The following is a 17,042-nucleotide window of genomic DNA, read 5'->3' as shown; positions in this document are numbered from 1 at the left end:
GGCAGAGCGGGAGGCATATCCATGGGAAATATCATTCAGGTCCAGGATTTTTCCGTCCACGACGGGGACGGGATACGGACTGTCATATTTTTTTCCGGCTGTCCGCTGCGCTGCAGATGGTGCGCCAACCCGGAGAGCTGGACGATGGAGCCGAAACTGGCTTTTTTCGCCGGCAAATGCGTTGGCTGCGGTCTCTGCGCTTCCGTATGTCCCCGGGGACTTCTGAGAGGACTGCCCCGGGACGGCGGGCGGGAACAGCCAGGGGCCGGGACTTGCGGCGGACAGGATCCCGGCTGCACAGCCTGCGGTCTCTGCGCCGAACGCTGCCCTCAGGGCGCGCTCCGCGTGCTGGGAACAGCCATGACAGCGGAGGAGATCGTGAAAAAGGTGGAACGGGACAGCATCTTTTTCGGGCCCTCAGGGGGAGGGGTGACGTTTTCCGGCGGCGAAGCCACCGTGCAGGAGGGATTTCTGCGGGAGCTGACGGAGGCCTTCTGCGACAGAGGCATCAGCATGTGGCTTGAGACGTGCGGTTTTTTTCCCTTTGAGAATGTGCGGGACATCCTGCTGCGGCTGGATCATATTTTTTTCGATCTGAAGCACATGGATACGCAGATCCATCGGCGGATGACGGGGCAGGGAAACGAATTGATCCTGGAAAACTGCCGCCGCGTCTACGAAACGGGCATACCTGTGACGCTGCGCATACCGGCGGTCCCGGAGGTGAATCTCACCGCTGAAAACCTCAGAGCAGCCGCGTCCTTTATTCTGGAATACACCCCCGGGGCGGAGCTGGAGCTCCTTCCGTATCACGCTTACGGGGAGGAAAAGTACGAAGCGCTGCGGATCGGAGGCGATCATTTCTTTTCCATTCCCTCCGGCCGGTCTATGGAGCAGGCGGAGGAGTTCTTCCGGGGACAGGGGATCCGGGTGGTCCGCTACCGGTAGAATATACGAAAACTACAAAATACCTTCAAGAAATCATCATAAAAGGGGTATAGACTCTTATACATGGAAAAGGTGTGAACGACAACTCCATCGGCAGCACCGGTGTTGATGAATAGATGCTTTTTCATATAATAGCACACTCCTTAAAAGAAAAAGAACTGTCACCGCAGGCAGTTCTTTTTCGTGCGTGCGCTTCCCGTCTCCTGTAGGAGTGCGGAAAAAAGACGGGAAATTACTACAAAAAAGATATATTAAAAGCTGACTTGATTTATTTATTAAAAAAGAAGGTGCATTACGCGGCGGCAGGAAAAAGGAGAAGAAACATGGAAAAAGTACTGATTGCAAAAGATTTAGTAAAACAATACGTCACTAAGGGTCATATCACAAATGCATTGAACGGAATCAGTTTTGATGTTTGCCGCGGGGAGTATGTGGGCATCATGGGGGCGTCCGGCAGTGGAAAGAGCACCCTTTTGAACTGCATTGCCACCATTGATCAGGTGACCTCCGGCAATATTTACATTGCCGGAAAGGATATTACCACGATCAGCGAGAATCAGCTCTCTGCCTTTCGGAGAGAGCAGTTAGGCTTTATTTTTCAGGATTTCAATCTGTTGGATACCTTAAATTGTAAGGATAACATTGCATTGGCTCTATCTATCCTTGGAGAAAAACCGAGACTGATCTCCAAAAAGGTGAACGAGATCGCCAATGAGCTGGGTATTACCCAAATCCTTAAAAAATATCCGTATGAGATTTCGGGCGGACAAAAGCAGCGCGTAGCTTGCGCAAGGGCCATTGTAACAGAACCGTCGCTGATTTTGGCGGATGAGCCAACAGGCGCTCTGGATTCCAAGTCAGCGTTCATGCTGCTGGATAATTTAGAATACCTGAACGATCAAAAAGGGGCGACCATTGTAATGGTGACCCACGATGCATTCACGGCCAGCCACTGCGGCCGCATCCTGTTCATTCAGGACGGAAGGATCTTTTACGAGCTGTACCGTGGAGACAGCGACAGAAAAGCATTTTTCCAGAAAATCATGAAGGTGGTATCTGATATGGGAGGTGACAACGATCATGTCCTTTAAGAAAACAACGTCACAGGATATCAGAAAGTCAAGAAAAAGCAGCCTGGGTCCTGTCTTTTTCGTTATGGCGTTCAAGAATGTGCGCAAGAGCGCCCGGGATTACCTGATCTATTTCTTTACCCTTGCTTTAGGAGTGGCGATGTTTTACGCTTTCAATTCCATTGGAAAGCAGTTTTCCGTTCTGGAGATCGCAGATACCATGAGCTTTATATCCTTTACTGTTGCTTCTATGGCAGTGATATCGGTTTTTGTCTGTGTGATTATTGGGTTCCTGATCGTCTATGCCAACCGTTTTTTGCTAAAGCGGCGCAAAAAAGAGATCGGTATTTACATGACGCTTGGCATGAGCGAGCGGGATATTTCCGGCCTTTTGATGCTGGAAACGCTGCTGATCGGCATATTTGCTTTAGCGGCAGGCATACCCATTGGAATCCTCGTGTCCCAGGGACTTATGGTCTTCAGCGCACAAATGCTTGATATGCCCATGAATCACACAAAGCTGTTCATCTCCCAGGAGTCTATTGCAGGCAGCATTTTATTTTTTTTCGTGCTTTTTTTCATCGTACATCTTTTCAACAAGAAAGAAATACGGAAATTAAAGCTGATTGAACTGCTGAAAGCAGAAAAACAGAATGAAGCCATTAATTCCAATGGGATTGTATCAATCGTATCGTTTCTCCTGTGCATTTTCATCATGGTGGCAGGTTATTACGTTCTATTTTATGATCCACTTCAGAATATGATGAGCGCATTGGTTCTTGGAATCCTTTTGATTTCCGCAGGAACGATACTTTTCTTTTTTTCCGTTTCCACCATTTTGCTGAAAATTTTTGGAAGCATAAAAGGCTATTATTACAGGGGACTGAACATGTTCGTACTGCGGCAGCTTAGCAGCAGGATCAAGAGCTCCGGGCTGTCTATGGCAGTCATCTGCATTCTGCTTTTTTTGTCCACTGCATCCATGGCGGCGGGACCGATCCTGGGAGAATCCAGTGTGAAAGGCACGGATAAATCTATGCCCTATGATGCTGAGCTGGTAAGAACTTACCAGGAGAGTGATCAGGTCCAGGGGGGCGAAAATGATCCTTGGGGTTATGCGGATTCCTGGGATCAGAATGATCCGGAAAAGTATAACGACGGCTGGGATCATGGAGATTCCTGGGACGGTCAGGACGGCTGGGATGACGATGGTTCCTGGGACGGTCAGGACGGCTGGGATGACGATGGTTCCTGGAATCAGAATGGGGAGGAGGACGTTGACCAGCAATGGGGCGCTGCCGGCGGCGGTGAACCGTTTGAAAACAGCGCCCTGTGGGAAGGTTCTTTGACAGAAAATCTCCAGAGACTGGGATTTCCCCTTTCTGATATCTTTGGAGAGTACGGAGAGCTGACCATATATTTTTCCGACGGCTTAAAGGAACGGGCGTTTTTAGTGGAGGGTTATCCAAAGAAGGATAACGAGAAAGGCTTTGGTGATTTTTCCATTGGCATTGTTGGAGTGGAGGAATACAATCGAATGATGGAGCTTCAGAAGAAAGAAAAGATTTCCCTTGGGGAGGACGAGTTTGCCATTACATATAATATGGATGAATACAGAAATATTTACGGGTATTATGCGGAGAATCACAAGGAGCCGCTGCGCATCAATGGATATGAGCTGAATTTAAAGGAAGGCGCCGTCTATGTGCGGACGCTGGGAATTGAAAATGTGTTGATGAACAATGGCACTGTGGTCGTGCCCCAGAAGGTGGTGTCCGGTCTTGCTGCAAACCGCACCATGCTGAACGGCAATTTCAGGGATGAGGACGGGGGGCATGCAAAATTCGTAGAGGCTGTACGTTCCATGAATACCAACCTGATATGGACAACCAGACAGGATACCTTTGTAGAGGTTACTATGGCAAATATCCTTCTGTCCTATGTAGGTCTGTATCTTGGAATCTGCTTTATCATTACTGCAGGGGCGGTTTTGGCTCTGCAGCAGCTTTCTCAGGCAGCGGACAATCAACAGCGGTTTCTTCTTCTGCAAAAGCTGGGAACAAAAAAACGTATGATGCTGAAAGCCATGCGGACACAGGTCGTCGTTTATTTTGCCCTTCCATTCTTTTTAGCGCTGCTGCATGCCGGGGTCATGATCTTTCACACCATGAATGCCGTAACAAATCTTTCACTGGCGGAGCAATTAAAATACGTATACCTCTCCGGCGGGATCATGCTGGCTTTGTACGGCTCCTATTTTGTGGGAACCTATCTTAGCAGCCGGCGGATGGTTCTTGAGGTGATTTCGAAGAAAAAGATCGGAAAATAAACCGGATCTCAACTCCTCAATGGCTGGGCGTCTTATGGGATGGCCAGCCATTGAGGTTTTTTGTGGTTGAAATCCCCATGAAAGTGTAGTATTATAATTGTACAAGAACTTGGTTAAACGTTTAACTGACTGAATATTCAAATTTATCTTCAGCTATCACACTGAACTGGGTCTGGACACGCACCGGCGTTCAGGGCGGCAGTACCCGATTTTGGATTTACCGCAATCCTCATACGAATCATGAATAACATAAGCGGAGGGCATCATGGGTCGACAGGTAACGATTAAGGATATAGCAAAAGAGGCAGGCGTTTCCATCGCAACGGTTTCCATGATCATGAATCAGAAGGACAAAAATATCAGCGATCCCACCAGGGAAAAGGTACGGGAAATCGCATCGAGACGGGGCTATGTACCCAACATGATGGCGCGGAGCCTGAAAACCCGGAAGACAAGAATCATTGGACTGATCATCCCCGATATTACCAACCCCTTTTTTCCGGAGATCGCCCGGGGAGCGGAGGACATGGCCAGTACGGCGGGCTACAGCGTCATTTTCTGCAACACGGACGATAAGCTGATACGGGAGGATACCTATATTGAGATTTTGACGGAAAAGACCGTGGACGGCATCATTTTTGCGCACTCGGCTGATCGGGCCGACATGGAATTTTCCGCATGCCGCGTTCCGATCGTGCTCATAGACCGGGATTCCGGAGCGTCCAGCCTGGCGGGCAGGGTGCTGGTGGACAACAGAAAGGCGGCGTTTTCGGGAGTCAGCTACCTCATTCAGAGGGGTTACCGCAGAATTGCGTATATTGCCGGCTCTATGACAACGGTTACGGCTAGGGAGCGCCTTGAGGGCTACCGGGACGCGCTGGCCGCCGGAAATCTGGACTGGGATCCGGCTCTGGTGAAAAAGGGAGATTACCGCAGCCAGTGGGGCTATGAGGCCGTAAAGGAGCTTAGGGATGAGGGAGCTTCCTATGAAGCGGTGTTCTGCGGAAACGACCTGATTGCCATCGGAGCCATGAGAGCGCTCCGGGAGATGGGAAAAAGAGTGCCGGAGGATATGGGCGTGATGGGTTTCGACGACATTTACCTGGCGGGCACGGCTACGCCGCCGCTGACCACGGTGAGACAGCCTATCTACGATATGGGATATCAGGCTGCGAAGATCCTGATCGACGCCATTGAGAGCGGAGAGGGAAAGAAGAAAGGCGCGGGGGCCGCGGAATGCGGCGTCAGTCTGATATTGGATACTGAACTGATTGTGAGACAATCCACCAGATAGATTAGGAGGAGGCGCGGTATGATTGCGGTAGTTGGAAGTCTGAACATGGATCTGGTCGTGAGCACGCCGAACATTCCCAGGCCGGGAGAGACGGTGATGGGCCGGGATTTCAAACAGGTTCCCGGCGGGAAGGGCGGCAACCAGGCGGCGGCCGCCGCCAAGCTGGGGGGCGATGTAAAAATGATCGGCTGCGTCGGTGAGGACGACATGGGCAGGGTCCTGAAGGCATCTCTGGAGCGGGACGGCGTGGATGTGAGGACAGTTCGGGAAGTATCCGGGACGTCCACGGGCATCGCGGCCATTGCCGTGGGAGATTCGGGGGACAATTCCATTACCGTTGCGCCGGGCGCGAATTATTCCCTGACGGCGGGAGATATAGAAGCCAGCCGGGGGCTGATCGCGGAAGCGGATGTACTGCTGACACAGCTGGAAATCCCTATGCAGGCAGTGGAAAAGGCGCTGAGGTTTGCAAAGGAGGCGGGAAACATGACGATCTTAAACCCGGCCCCCGCTTCAGCGCTGAGCGTCGAAATCATGAAATGTACGGATATCCTCACTCCCAATGAAACAGAGCTTGAGATTCTCAGCGGATGTCCGGCGGACACGGAGGAGAATATCCGGGAGGCCGGCAGGAAGCTGATCTTCGCGGGGGTGGGGGAGCTGATCGTCACCCTGGGTGGCAGCGGGTGTATGCATATTACGCGGGATGGGGCGAGACACTATCCGGCCTATGAGGTAACGGCCGTGGACACCACGGCGGCGGGGGACAGCTTCAACGGCGCGCTGGCCGTCTGTCTGGACCGGGGTATGTCCGTGGAAGACGCGATCGCCTTCGCCATGAAGGTGGGCGCAATGACAGTGACGAAAGAAGGCGCGCAGACATCGCTGCCCGCTCTCGCGGAGGTCGAGGCATTTGAACAGTGGCTCTGTTCGCAGTAACGATACGGGCGGGTAAAGAGATAGATGCGGGATACTTTGCCCGCAGCTTGGAGGCGGAATATGAAAAAGACAGTGCTTTTAAATTCTGAAGTATCCCGGATGATCGCGGGGATGGGGCACAAGGACAGCCTGGTGATCGGGGATGCGGGGCTTCCCGTTCCCCCAGGCGTGGAGAAGGCAGATCTGGCCGTCAGCGCGGGGGTTCCATCCTTCATCAGCGTGCTGAAAGCGGTTCTGTCGGAACTGCGGGTGGAAAAGGCGGTGCTGGGGGAGGAGATCCGGCAGGCCAGTCCCGGGCTTCACGCTGAAATTCTCTCCGTGATCTCCCGCATGGAGGAGGAAGAGCAGATACAGGTGGAAATCGAATATATTCCCCACGTTCAGTTCAAGGAACAGACGAAGGAATGCGCGGGCGCGGTGCGGACCGGGGAGTTTACGTCCTATGCCAATATCATTCTCGTGTCAGGAGTTGTGTTTTAAAGGAGGTGAGTTCATTGACGGAACCCATCGTTGCGATGAAGAACATAACAAAGGAGTTTTCCGGAGTAACCGTTCTCAAAGACGTCAATTTCCATATCTATGAGGGAAAGATCATGGCGCTGATCGGTGAAAACGGCGCGGGGAAATCCACCCTAATGAAAATATTGACCGGCGTTTATACAAGGACCTCAGGGGAGGTTCTGCTGTCCGGCAAGCCCGTGAATTTTCAAAGTATCAGCGACTCTCAGGAGCAGGGGATCGCTATCATTCATCAGGAGCTGAACCTGGTGGGGGATCTGTCCATCGGTGAAAACATTTTTCTGGGGCGGGAGCCGGTCAGTGCGGCGGGGAACATAAACTGGAAAAGGCTATACAGAGAGGCGGAACAGTGGCTGGAAAAGCTGGGCCTTCACGAGAATCCCAGGACGCTGGTTCGGGACATCAGCGTGGGGAAGCAGCAGTTGGTGGAGATCGCCAAGGCCCTGTCTCTCGATGCAAAAGTGATCATCATGGATGAGCCCACCGGCGCGCTGACCGTCAGCGAGACGGAGAAGCTTTTCGAGGTAATACGCGATCTGAGGGCCCAGGGACGCAGCATCGTGTACATATCCCATCGCTTAAACGAGATCTTTGAGATCTGCGACGATGTGACCGTTCTGCGGGACGGACGGTTCATCGGCGAAAAACCGGTGACCGAGCTGGACGAGGACGCCATCATCGAAATGATGGTAGGCCGGAAGCTGGAGGATCAATACCCCCGGGTGCACTGTGAGATGGGGGACACAGCCCTTGAGGTGAAGGGGCTGACCAACCGTTTTGTTCAGGGAGCTTCCTTCCGCGTGCGAAGAGGGGAGATCGTGGGGATCGCGGGCTTGATGGGAGCGGGGCGAACGGAACTGGCCAGGACGATCTACGGTATCTATAAAGCGGACCAGGGAGAGATACTGGTTGAGGGGGCGCCCGTAAAGATACACTGCCCCACAGACGCGCTGAAACAGGGCATCGCCTACGTGTCGGAGGACAGAAAGGCCAACGGTATTATACTGGGAATGAGCGTCCGCGAAAATATTTCCCTGGCTTCCCTGAAACGTTTCTGTGGAAAAATGGGGAACCTTCATCACCGGCAGGAGGAGGAGACGGCCCGGGAATACATAAAAGGAATGTCCATTAAGACCTCGGGGAGCAGACAGCTTCTGAAATACCTCAGCGGAGGAAATCAGCAGAAGGTCTCTCTGGCCAAGAACCTCAACGTAGAGCCGAGGGTCCTGATTTTGGATGAACCCACCCGCGGGGTGGACGTGGGCGCGAAAAAAGAGATCTACGAGCTGATCAATCAATTTAAGCAAAAGGGCATGAGCATTCTCATGATATCGTCGGAAATTCCGGAGATTCTGGGTATGAGTGACCGGGTCCTCGTCATGCACGAGGGGAAAATTGCCGGAGAACTGTCTATGGAAGAGGCGAGCCAGGAATCTATCATGAGTCTGGCCGTAGGAAAAGGGGTGGAAAAATGACGACGCCTTCGATCAACAAAAAATCTTTGTTAGAATTCATAAAGAAGAACAAGCCCCTGGTGGTGCTTTTGATTCTCGTCGTGGTTATGAGTATAATGAACGACCGGTTTCTCACCCCGGGAAATCTGCTGACCATACTGCGCCAGAGTTCCGTCAATGCGGTAATCGCCACAGGTATGACCTTCGCGATCCTCATTGGCGGTATCGATCTCTCCGTGGGATCTGTTATGGCCATCTGCGGCGCCATTGCGGCTACCATGATCAACAGCGGAATAGACGTATGGCTCACGGTATTGGCGGTTCTGGTACTTGGATTGGGAATCGGCGCCGCAAACGGCATTCTCATCAGCAAAGGCAGACTTCAGCCCTTTATTGCCACTCTGGGGACCATGACGCTCATTCGCGGGATCACGCTGGTATACACCCAGGGCAAGCCCATCAGCACCACGGGAGCCGAGCCGGAGATCACAAAGGCCTTTGCGTTCATAGGAAAAGGATACATTCTGGGAATTCCCGTACCGATCTACATTATGATCTTTGTCTTTGTGGCCGCGTATTATGTGCTGATGCACACGCGCACCGGGCGCTACGTCTACTCTCTGGGCTCCAACGAGGAAGCCACCATCTATTCGGGTATCAAGGTGGATCGGATCAAGGTGTTCGTCTATGGGGCATCCGGAACGCTGGCGGCGCTGGCGGGCATCATCATGACGGCCAGGCTGGGGTCGGCCCAGGCTACCACCGGCGAGGGTTACGAGCTGGACGCCATCGCCGCCGTTGTACTGGGGGGAACCAGCATGGCGGGAGGCGTGGGCACTATTTTCGGCACCGCGGTAGGCGCGCTGATCATCGGGATTCTCAGCAGCGCGCTGAATCTGCTTCGGGTCCCGTCCTACTATCAGAATGTGGCGAAAGGCGTGGTCATTCTCATCGCCGTGCTGTTAGACAGACAGCAGAAGGCGTCCAGATAAGATTTTAATTCATATTGAATTAAGATAGAGCAGTTGGACCCGTAAGGGCCCGAAAAGAGGAGGAGAAGAACATGAAAAAAATACTTGCAGTTTTACTGGCCGGCGCTCTGATCTTCGCCATGGCCGCCTGCGGTAATTCGGGCGGCGACAGCGGAAACGGCGGCGGTGAAGAGGGCGGGGCGACCATCGGACTGGTCGTATCTACTCTGAACAATCCCTTCTTCGTCGATCTGAGAGACGGGGCCCAGGCCAAAGCCGACGAGCTGGGAGCCACCCTGGTGGTCTTAGACTCTCAGGACGATTCAGCCACCGAAATGTCTAATGTAGAAGATCTGATCACCCAGAAGGTGGATCTCATCATGATCAATCCCACTGATTCCGATGCGGTGGGAAGCGCCGTGGCGTCGGCCAACGACGCGAACATTCCCGTCATTACCCTGGACCGCGCCGCCAATTCCGGCGAGGTCGTGGCCCACATCGCCTCTGACAACGTTGCCGGCGGCGAGATGGCAGGCAAGTACATTGTAGATCTGCTGGGCGGAAAAGGTAAGGTCGTGGAGCTGGAAGGCATTCCGGGCGCTTCCGCGGCCAGAGACAGAGGCGAGGGCTTCAACAAAGCCTTAGAGGGAACCGACATCGAAGTGGTTGCCAGACAGACCGCCAACTTCGACAGGGCTCAGGGACTGTCCGTAATGGAGAACATTCTTCAGGCGCAGCCTGAGATCAATGCCGTGTTTGCCCACAACGACGAAATGGCTCTGGGCGCGGTGGAAGCCATCAAGGCTTCCGGCAGAGACATCATAGTGGTGGGATTTGACGCCACGGACGACGCTCTTGCCGCCGTAAAAGCGGGGGACATGGCCGCAACCGTACAGCAGCTGCCGAAGGAAATCGGTGCGAAGGGCGTTGAAGCGGCTGTTAAGGTAATCAACGGCGAGACTGTTGACGCAAGCATCCCAGTTGATCTCCAGCTGGTCACCAAAGATTCCGAGTAAAGCGTATATCATTTAAAAGGCTGCCTTCCTCACCGGAAGGCAGCTTTTTTGGTATAACGGGCATGTCCGTGTTCTGCGGTGAAATGATGATTACTCGGAACGTCATGTTTTGAAGTTATGTTGAAGCGCCGTATACCGAAGGGCATGTACGGTGGTGAGCGGCGGATCAAATTCCCCCTACTCGAATGGCAGGATCTGTGGCATAATGGTATATCAATAAAAATCGAAAGGAGGTTGCAATGAAGGAACAGAAAACGGATTTCCTGCAGGGATCGGTCTACCGGAATATATGGAGTCTGGCGTTGCCCATGATGGCCGCCCAGCTGATCAATCTGCTTTACAATGTGGTGGACCGGATGTATATCGGGCGCATCGGGGACGCGGGGGCCATGGCGCTGACGGGGCTGGGACTCTGCTTTCCCATCATCACCATCGTGTCGGCCTTCGCCAGCCTCTTTGGCTCAGGGGGAGGTCCCCTCTGTTCGATCGAGCTGGGGAAAGGAAACGAGGAGGAAGCGGAGCGGATCATGGGAAACGCCTTTACCATGCTTTTGGGCACCGGAATCGTGCTGACGGGGCTGGGCATCGCCATGCACCGCACGCTGCTTTACTGGTTTGGCGCCAGCGACGCCACTTACCCCTTTGCCAGGGACTATATTCTCATCTATCTCTGCGGAACGGTCCTTGTGATGATCAATCTGGGGATGAACGGTTTTCTGAACAGCCAGGGTTTTGGCAGAGCGGCCATGATGACGGTGACGCTGGGAGCGGCGGCAAATATTGTGCTGGATCCTGTCTTTATCTTTGCGCTGGGCATGGGGGTAAAGGGAGCGGCCCTGGCCACGGTGCTGTCCCAGATGCTTTCCTGTCTGTGGATCATGCGTTTTCTGACCAGTCCGAAAGCCATGCTTCGTCTCAAACGGCAGACCCTGAGACCGCAGGGGAGAAGAGTCCTGCGGATCGCGGCCCTGGGATTTTCCGGCTTTGTCATGCAGGCGAACAACGGCTTGGTCCAGATCGCTTGCAACGCGACGCTGCAGGCCTTCGGCGGAGATCTCTACGTGGGCGTTATGACGGTGGTCAACACGGTGAGAGAGATATTGACCATGCCTGTTTTGGGATTTACCAACGGGGCCACGCCGGTGATCAGCTTCGACTACGGAGCGGGCCGCATGGATCGGATCAAACGATCCATCCGTTTTATCACCGCGGCCGCGGTGATCTATTCGCTGGCCGCCTGGGCGCTGGTCTTTTTCTTCCCGCGGCTCTTCATCCGCATGTTCAGCGGTGATGGGGCGCTGGTGGAGACGGCGGTGCCGCTGCTCCATCTGTACTTCTTTGGATTTTTCATGATGGCGCTGCAGTTTGCGGGGCAGTCCACCTTTCTGGCGCTGGGAAAATCAAAGCAGGCGACCTTCTTTTCCCTGCTGCGCAAGACCTTTATCGTAGTGCCCCTTACGCTGCTTCTGCCCCGAGTCGGGGGACTGGGCGTGCGCGGTGTATTCATGGCCGAGCCCGTATCGAATTTTGTAGGCGGACTGGCCTGTTATGGGACGATGCTCTGGATCGTCCGGCGGGAATTGAAAAGCAGATGAGGCAACTTCCGGCGGAACACTTGGATTCAGGGAACGACTATGGTACTATATTGTTTAAGATATGATACTGCCTTCCGCCGTACCGGAAGAATGGATCACTGAGAAATACGAAAATGGGAGGCTTGAGAGTTATGAGTTATGTACCGTCGGTGGACGAAGCGCGGGAGATGCTGAAAAAATTTAACGAGGATGAATTTCACCTGAAGCATGGCGAGATCGTGTCGGGCGTCATGGGATATTTTGCGAAGGAGCTGGATCCGGAGAGGGTGGATTACTGGAGAGTCGTGGGCATGCTCCACGATCTGGATTTTGAGCAGTATCCGGAGGAGCACTGTGTAAAACAGCAGGAGCTGATGAAGGAGCTGGATCTGGACCCGGGGATCATCTACTCTACCTGCAGCCACGGCTGGGGATGTACGGGGGTGGATATGGAGCCCAAAGATGTGATGGAGAAGGTCCTGTTCGCCACGGACGAGCTCACCGGACTGATCGGCGCGGCGGCGCTCATGCGGCCGTCAAAGAGCGTGGACGACATGGAAGCCAAGTCGGTGAAGAAGAAGTTCAAGGATAAGCGGTTCGCTGCGGGCTGTTCCAGAGACATCATCACCCAGGGCGCGGAAATGCTTGGATGGGACATGGACCAGCTGATCGAGCGCACCCTTGCGGCCATGAAGAGTCTGAACCCGGAGATGGGGATCTGATCGGAGAAAAGAAAAAGAAACGGGACTTCCGCGTCGAGAAACGACTTCGAAGTCCCGTTTTAAACTTTTTGGACCGTCAGACCCTCTAGAGCGAACTGCTGCCGCCGGAATACGTGTACTCTATCGTGTACTTTTGGGGAACCGTGAGTCCGGTTTTGTAGACCACATTGAGATAGAGTTCAACGGTCTCCGTTCTGCCGGAGATAAACTTCTCCGTGATCCTGGTTCCGGTCAGATAATCGTCGCCATAGGCGGCTTTGATGGACGCGATCTCTTTATCCGTGTAGTTCTGATAGGCGCAGGTGTCCGTTCCAATCTTTGAACTATTGTATTTGATGGTGTCAACACTGGCGGCGTCGAAGAGACGGCCTTTGAAGACGGCGAAAGACAGGTGATCGCCGCTTCCGCCCACAAGCTCCACTCTCATCAGAGCGTTGTCCGTGGGATTGGCATGGATGGCCACGGTGTTGGTGCTTCCCTGCCACAGCACGGTATAGCCAAGGGTCTCCGCAAGATATTTGACCGGCGCGTAGGTCCGGTGGTTCTGCAGTACGGAGGTGGTGTCCATGACGATGGTTTTGGTGTATGTCTTCTCCGCCACGGGCGCGGCCTTCGCCGTGTCGCCCAGGTCGAAGTAGTAAGCCGTATAGATCACGTTCCTGCTTCCGATGGTGAAGGCGACGGTCTCTCTTCCGAGAAAATAATTGGCGGAATGGGTCTCATTGGCCAGCTCTGTGAGGGGGGATGAGTCCGCCGTATAATCTTTGGTGAAGGTGGCTACCTTTGTGCTGTCGTTCCAATTGTAGCTCATTCCCATAGCCTGCGCGATGGGAGAGATGGGGACCAGCGTCCGGTCGTTTTTATCTACATATGGTTGTCCATCGGGAAAGGCGACAGCGGCGCCGTTCATGGTGACGGTGACCTTTGGGGCCGCCAACGCCGAGACAGGTGCAAGGCTGAGCAGCATGACCGCCGCCAGTATGATGGCCAGTTTTCTTTTCATTTTATTCCTCCTGAGGATCGGGCGGGCGGCATGCGCCCGTCATTTTTGCATTGGTTCTCCGACTGTTTGTAAAATAGCCGGCGTACGGCTATTTTACCATGACTGGCCGCAGGCCATCATGGGAAAATCCGCGCATGGCGTCGGCCGCGCACAGAATCCGTAAAATAGCCGACCTACGGCTATTTTACCATGACTGGCCGCAGGCCATCATGGGAAAATCCGCGCATGGCGTTAGCCGCGCACAGAATCCGTAAAATAGCCGACCTACGGCTATTTTACCACATCTGCTGACCGCTGAGAAGCAGATTGGCGAAATCGCCCACGGCTTTTTCGATGCGGGCCGCTGGGATACGGGTGTAATAAAAGATCAGAAGAGCCGGAGAGCCCTGGGGAGACGGCGTTACGGGGCTCAGCGGCAGCTTCAGGCGTTTTCCTGCCTCGCACAGCTCCTTTGCGGTCATCCCCTCCGGCAGCTCTACGGAAAGCAGCATGTGCAGACCGGAGCTGGCTCCCAGCACGGCGGCCCTGTCCGCCAGCTCCCTCCGTAGACAGGCGGCGGCCAGCTGCATTTTCTGCGCGTAGAGGTTGCGTAGCTTTTTGATATTGGTCTGATACAGACCTTTCTCCATATAGAGGGCCAGCGTCAGCTGCTCCGTGCGGGAACAGGTCTGAGTGTAGACCGGGAGCATCCCGGAAAACAGTTCCATGAGCGGAAGGGGCAGAACCATGTAGCTGATCTTTATGGAGGGAAAGAGGGTGGAGGAAAAAGACCCCAGATAGACCACCCGGCGGTTGTCGTCCATCCCCTGCAGGGAGGGGGCGGCTTTTCCCAGATAACGCAGTTCGCTGTTGTAATCGTCCTCTATGATGATGCTGTCGTTTTCCTTTGCCCAGGAAAGAAGTTCGTAACAGCGGGCCACGGGCATGACGGCGCCGGTGGGAAACTGATTGGAGGGACTTATGTAGGCCACGGAGCGTATGTTGGCCGGCAGTTTTCCGATCAGGATACCGTCCCGGTCCAGGGGGACAGCCGTGGTTTTGAAACCTCTGTCCAGAAAGGCTTCGCGCACGGGAAGATAGCCCGGCTCCTCGAAAGCGGCGTACTCGATGCCCAGGCGGGATAGAAGGGTGCAGAGCAGGCCGGTGAGCTGCTGCGTGCCGGCGCCGATGACGATCTGATCCGGCACGCAGCGCACGCCGCGGGCCTGATAGATGTATTTGGATATTTCATAGCGAAGAGGGGCCTCGCCCTGGGGATCTCCCTCGATGAGAAGAAAATCCGTATAATCGCTGAGAACGCGGTTCATGCACTTTTTCCACTTGCCAAAATCGAAGCAGGCCGGATCGTAATAGGAAGACTTTAATGTCGCATCGTCCAAATACGATAAGCTGTTCTTGTCGATCTCCAGCGGATTCAGCGGCATGTCGCCGATCCCCCTGCCCTTTTCCGAATCCCGACGCTTTTCCTGAGGTATGCTGCTGGCGTAGTAACCGGACTGGGGCCGGCTGCTGATGTAGCCCTCCACCGTCAGCTGGGCGTAGGCCTGTTCCACGGTGGTGACGCTCAGATGCAGATCTCTGGCAGCCTTACGCAGGGAGGGCAGTTTCTCCCCGGGCAGAATATCGCCGGCGAGAATGGCGTTGCGGATATACCCATACAACTGCAGGTACAGGGGGGTGCTCAGACTGTCGTTCAATATGGGGGAAATGGTGTCCATAACCGTGTCCTTTCTATAACTGTATATACTTAAATAATCAAAAGTGAGTATTTAAAGAATAACACTTTGGGGTTATTATAATATAGAACAGGGGTGGACGCAACCGCTCCATGAGTAAAATGTCCGCGGCCTGCGGGCCGTCTCATGTGCGGGATAGATAAGGCAAGCTGAAAAAGGGGAGATTCGATATGTATCAGAGAGAGAGCGAAATGGATCAGACGAAAAAGCTGGTAATGACAGGACTGATGACCGCGTTGGTGACGGTGGCCACCATGGTCCTGCCTATCCCCATTCCGGGGACCACAGGATATATCAACCTGGGAGACGGGATCATCTTTCTCAGCATCCTGATCCTGGGCTGGAAATACGCGGCCTTTGCCGGCGGCGTGGGCGCCGGGCTTGCGGATCTGCTGCTGGGATCGGCGGTGTGGGCGCCCTGGACTCTGGTGATCAAAGCGTGCATGGCTGTCATCGTGGGACTTTTTCTTCGGGGACAGGAGGAGACGGTGGGGAAGATCCGCAGCACCGCGGGCATGACCGTCGCCGTGATCTGGATGGTCTGCGGCTACTATGCGGCGGAGGGCGTGATCTACGGAAACTGGGCCGCTCCGATCATCGGCGTTCCCTGGAACCTGCTCCAGGGCGCGGTGGGGGTGGCGCTTGCCTCCGTCATCGCAGCGGCGTTGGAGAAGACCTCCGCCGGAAGATACTTCACCTATAAGATATAGAAAAAGACGAAATGAGAAACTGTCCCGCTCCGGTCCGCCGGCGGGACAGTTTTTTCATAATATAGGAAATATCGTTCGCTGATATTTCCGTATGGTTCAAAAAAGTTTACCTTGTGAAAGCGAGCCCGACGGGCGAATAAGTTTTCGAAGGAAACTTTTTTATTATGCAGGAAATGTGGCGAAGATAAGCGTGAGCCCTCGGCGGCAATTATATTTCCGAAGGAACCTTCTTTTCTGTAAAGATGATATTGTGAAGCTCTATGGTTCCTGTATAAAAACACTGAAAAACACGGAGACACACGGAGACCAATGCCGGTAACTATTCTGATGCGCGGCCGGACAACTCCTGAAAGCAGAGAGATGGGTGAGCCGGCGGACGCGGACGGCCCAAAAGGAAAATGAGTGGGTCGTTTCCTGGATTTTTTCTTTTTGCCGGCAAAAGCAGCACAAAAACGAAAAGAAAATGGAATGAGTGATCTTTTTTATAAAAATATGGAAATTATTTTTCGCTTTTACCACAAATTCGCGTTCAAAAAGAAAAAAGCGACATAAATCGACAAGACAAACGATTGAAATGCCTGCTATATCCTCTGTTTTTTTCTATTTTGAGTGTAAATAGAGGGCAAAAAGAAAAAATGGATCCACTGATGTTTTGATGGACGATCATCTGCATTGCGAAGGAAACATCGCCAAGGGATATTGACGAAACAATAAGCGCGAACAAGGTTCCGAAGGAAACTTTTCTGCAGAATATCGT

14 protein-coding genes are annotated in these 17,042 nt (G+C 53.5%); 12 read left to right on the top strand and 2 right to left on the bottom strand.

The window, feature by feature from the left end; all coding sequences use genetic code 11:
• Positions 1-21: 21 nt before the first annotated feature.
• The 11 genes from E0E37_RS10750 (at position 22) to E0E37_RS10700 (ending at position 12,836) form a co-directional block, all read left to right on the top strand.
• Positions 22-948: a glycyl-radical enzyme activating protein gene (locus E0E37_RS10750; RefSeq protein ID WP_130863051.1), complete on the top strand. Its 927-nt coding sequence runs from the start codon at positions 22-24 to the stop codon at positions 946-948.
• Positions 949-1,271: 323 nt separating this feature from the next.
• A complete protein-coding gene (locus tag E0E37_RS10745) occupies positions 1,272-2,039 on the top strand; it encodes an ABC transporter ATP-binding protein (RefSeq protein ID WP_130863050.1) in 768 nt (255 codons plus the stop codon).
• Positions 2,029-4,347 carry an FtsX-like permease family protein gene (locus tag E0E37_RS10740; protein WP_130863049.1) on the top strand — a complete coding sequence of 773 codons (2,319 nt, stop codon included), beginning with the start codon at positions 2,029-2,031 and terminating at the stop codon, positions 4,345-4,347. Before E0E37_RS10745 ends, E0E37_RS10740 begins: the two co-directional genes overlap by 11 nt.
• 265 nt (positions 4,348-4,612) lie before the next feature.
• Positions 4,613-5,641 (top strand): LacI family DNA-binding transcriptional regulator, encoded by a 1,029-nt coding sequence (locus E0E37_RS10735; protein ID WP_130863048.1) that lies wholly within the window; start codon positions 4,613-4,615, stop codon positions 5,639-5,641.
• Positions 5,642-5,659: 18 nt separating this feature from the next.
• On the top strand, positions 5,660-6,580 hold the full coding sequence (rbsK, locus tag E0E37_RS10730; protein ID WP_130863047.1) for a ribokinase: 921 nt from the start codon (positions 5,660-5,662) through the stop codon (positions 6,578-6,580).
• A 60-nt stretch (positions 6,581-6,640) separates the two neighbouring features.
• Positions 6,641-7,060: a D-ribose pyranase gene (rbsD, locus tag E0E37_RS10725; RefSeq protein WP_130863046.1), complete on the top strand. Its 420-nt coding sequence runs from the start codon at positions 6,641-6,643 to the stop codon at positions 7,058-7,060.
• A gap of 14 nt (positions 7,061-7,074) precedes the next feature.
• Positions 7,075-8,574 (top strand): sugar ABC transporter ATP-binding protein, encoded by a 1,500-nt coding sequence (locus E0E37_RS10720; protein ID WP_330548574.1) that lies wholly within the window; start codon positions 7,075-7,077, stop codon positions 8,572-8,574.
• Positions 8,571-9,545 carry a ribose ABC transporter permease gene (gene rbsC, locus E0E37_RS10715; RefSeq protein WP_130863044.1) on the top strand — a complete coding sequence of 325 codons (975 nt, stop codon included), beginning with the start codon at positions 8,571-8,573 and terminating at the stop codon, positions 9,543-9,545. The genes E0E37_RS10720 and rbsC overlap by 4 nt, the downstream gene beginning before the upstream one ends.
• Before the next feature lie 71 nt (positions 9,546-9,616).
• Positions 9,617-10,540 (top strand): ribose ABC transporter substrate-binding protein RbsB, encoded by a 924-nt coding sequence (gene rbsB / locus E0E37_RS10710; RefSeq protein ID WP_130863043.1) that lies wholly within the window; start codon positions 9,617-9,619, stop codon positions 10,538-10,540.
• Positions 10,541-10,779: 239 nt separating this feature from the next.
• Positions 10,780-12,135: an MATE family efflux transporter gene (locus tag E0E37_RS10705; protein WP_130863042.1), complete on the top strand. Its 1,356-nt coding sequence runs from the start codon at positions 10,780-10,782 to the stop codon at positions 12,133-12,135.
• A 131-nt stretch (positions 12,136-12,266) separates the two neighbouring features.
• The gene (locus E0E37_RS10700; protein WP_130863041.1) at positions 12,267-12,836 is read left to right on the top strand and encodes a hydrolase; all 570 of its coding nucleotides are present in this window, start codon (positions 12,267-12,269) and stop codon (positions 12,834-12,836) included.
• 85 nt (positions 12,837-12,921) lie between these two features.
• Here E0E37_RS10700 and E0E37_RS10695 read toward each other — a convergent pair whose 3' ends face one another.
• Both E0E37_RS10695 and pdxR read right to left on the bottom strand, forming a co-directional pair.
• Positions 12,922-13,839 carry a copper amine oxidase N-terminal domain-containing protein gene (locus E0E37_RS10695; protein ID WP_130863040.1) on the bottom strand — a complete coding sequence of 306 codons (918 nt, stop codon included), beginning with the start codon at positions 13,837-13,839 and terminating at the stop codon, positions 12,922-12,924.
• A 275-nt stretch (positions 13,840-14,114) separates the two neighbouring features.
• On the bottom strand, positions 14,115-15,557 hold the full coding sequence (pdxR, locus tag E0E37_RS10690; protein WP_130863039.1) for a MocR-like pyridoxine biosynthesis transcription factor PdxR: 1,443 nt from the start codon (positions 15,555-15,557) through the stop codon (positions 14,115-14,117).
• Between the two features lie 188 nt (positions 15,558-15,745).
• On the opposite strand from pdxR, the gene E0E37_RS10685 reads away from it, so the two are divergent.
• The gene (locus tag E0E37_RS10685; protein WP_130863038.1) at positions 15,746-16,285 is read left to right on the top strand and encodes an ECF transporter S component; all 540 of its coding nucleotides are present in this window, start codon (positions 15,746-15,748) and stop codon (positions 16,283-16,285) included.
• The last annotated feature ends 757 nt before the right edge of the window (positions 16,286-17,042 follow it).

Origin of the sequence: Bacilliculturomica massiliensis (assembly GCF_900605495.1) — a bacterium.
GTDB lineage: Bacteria > Bacillota > Clostridia > Peptostreptococcales > Anaerovoracaceae > Bacilliculturomica > Bacilliculturomica massiliensis.
Note: the sequence above shows the minus strand (reverse complement) of the source record. Positions and strands in the feature narration are given on the sequence as shown.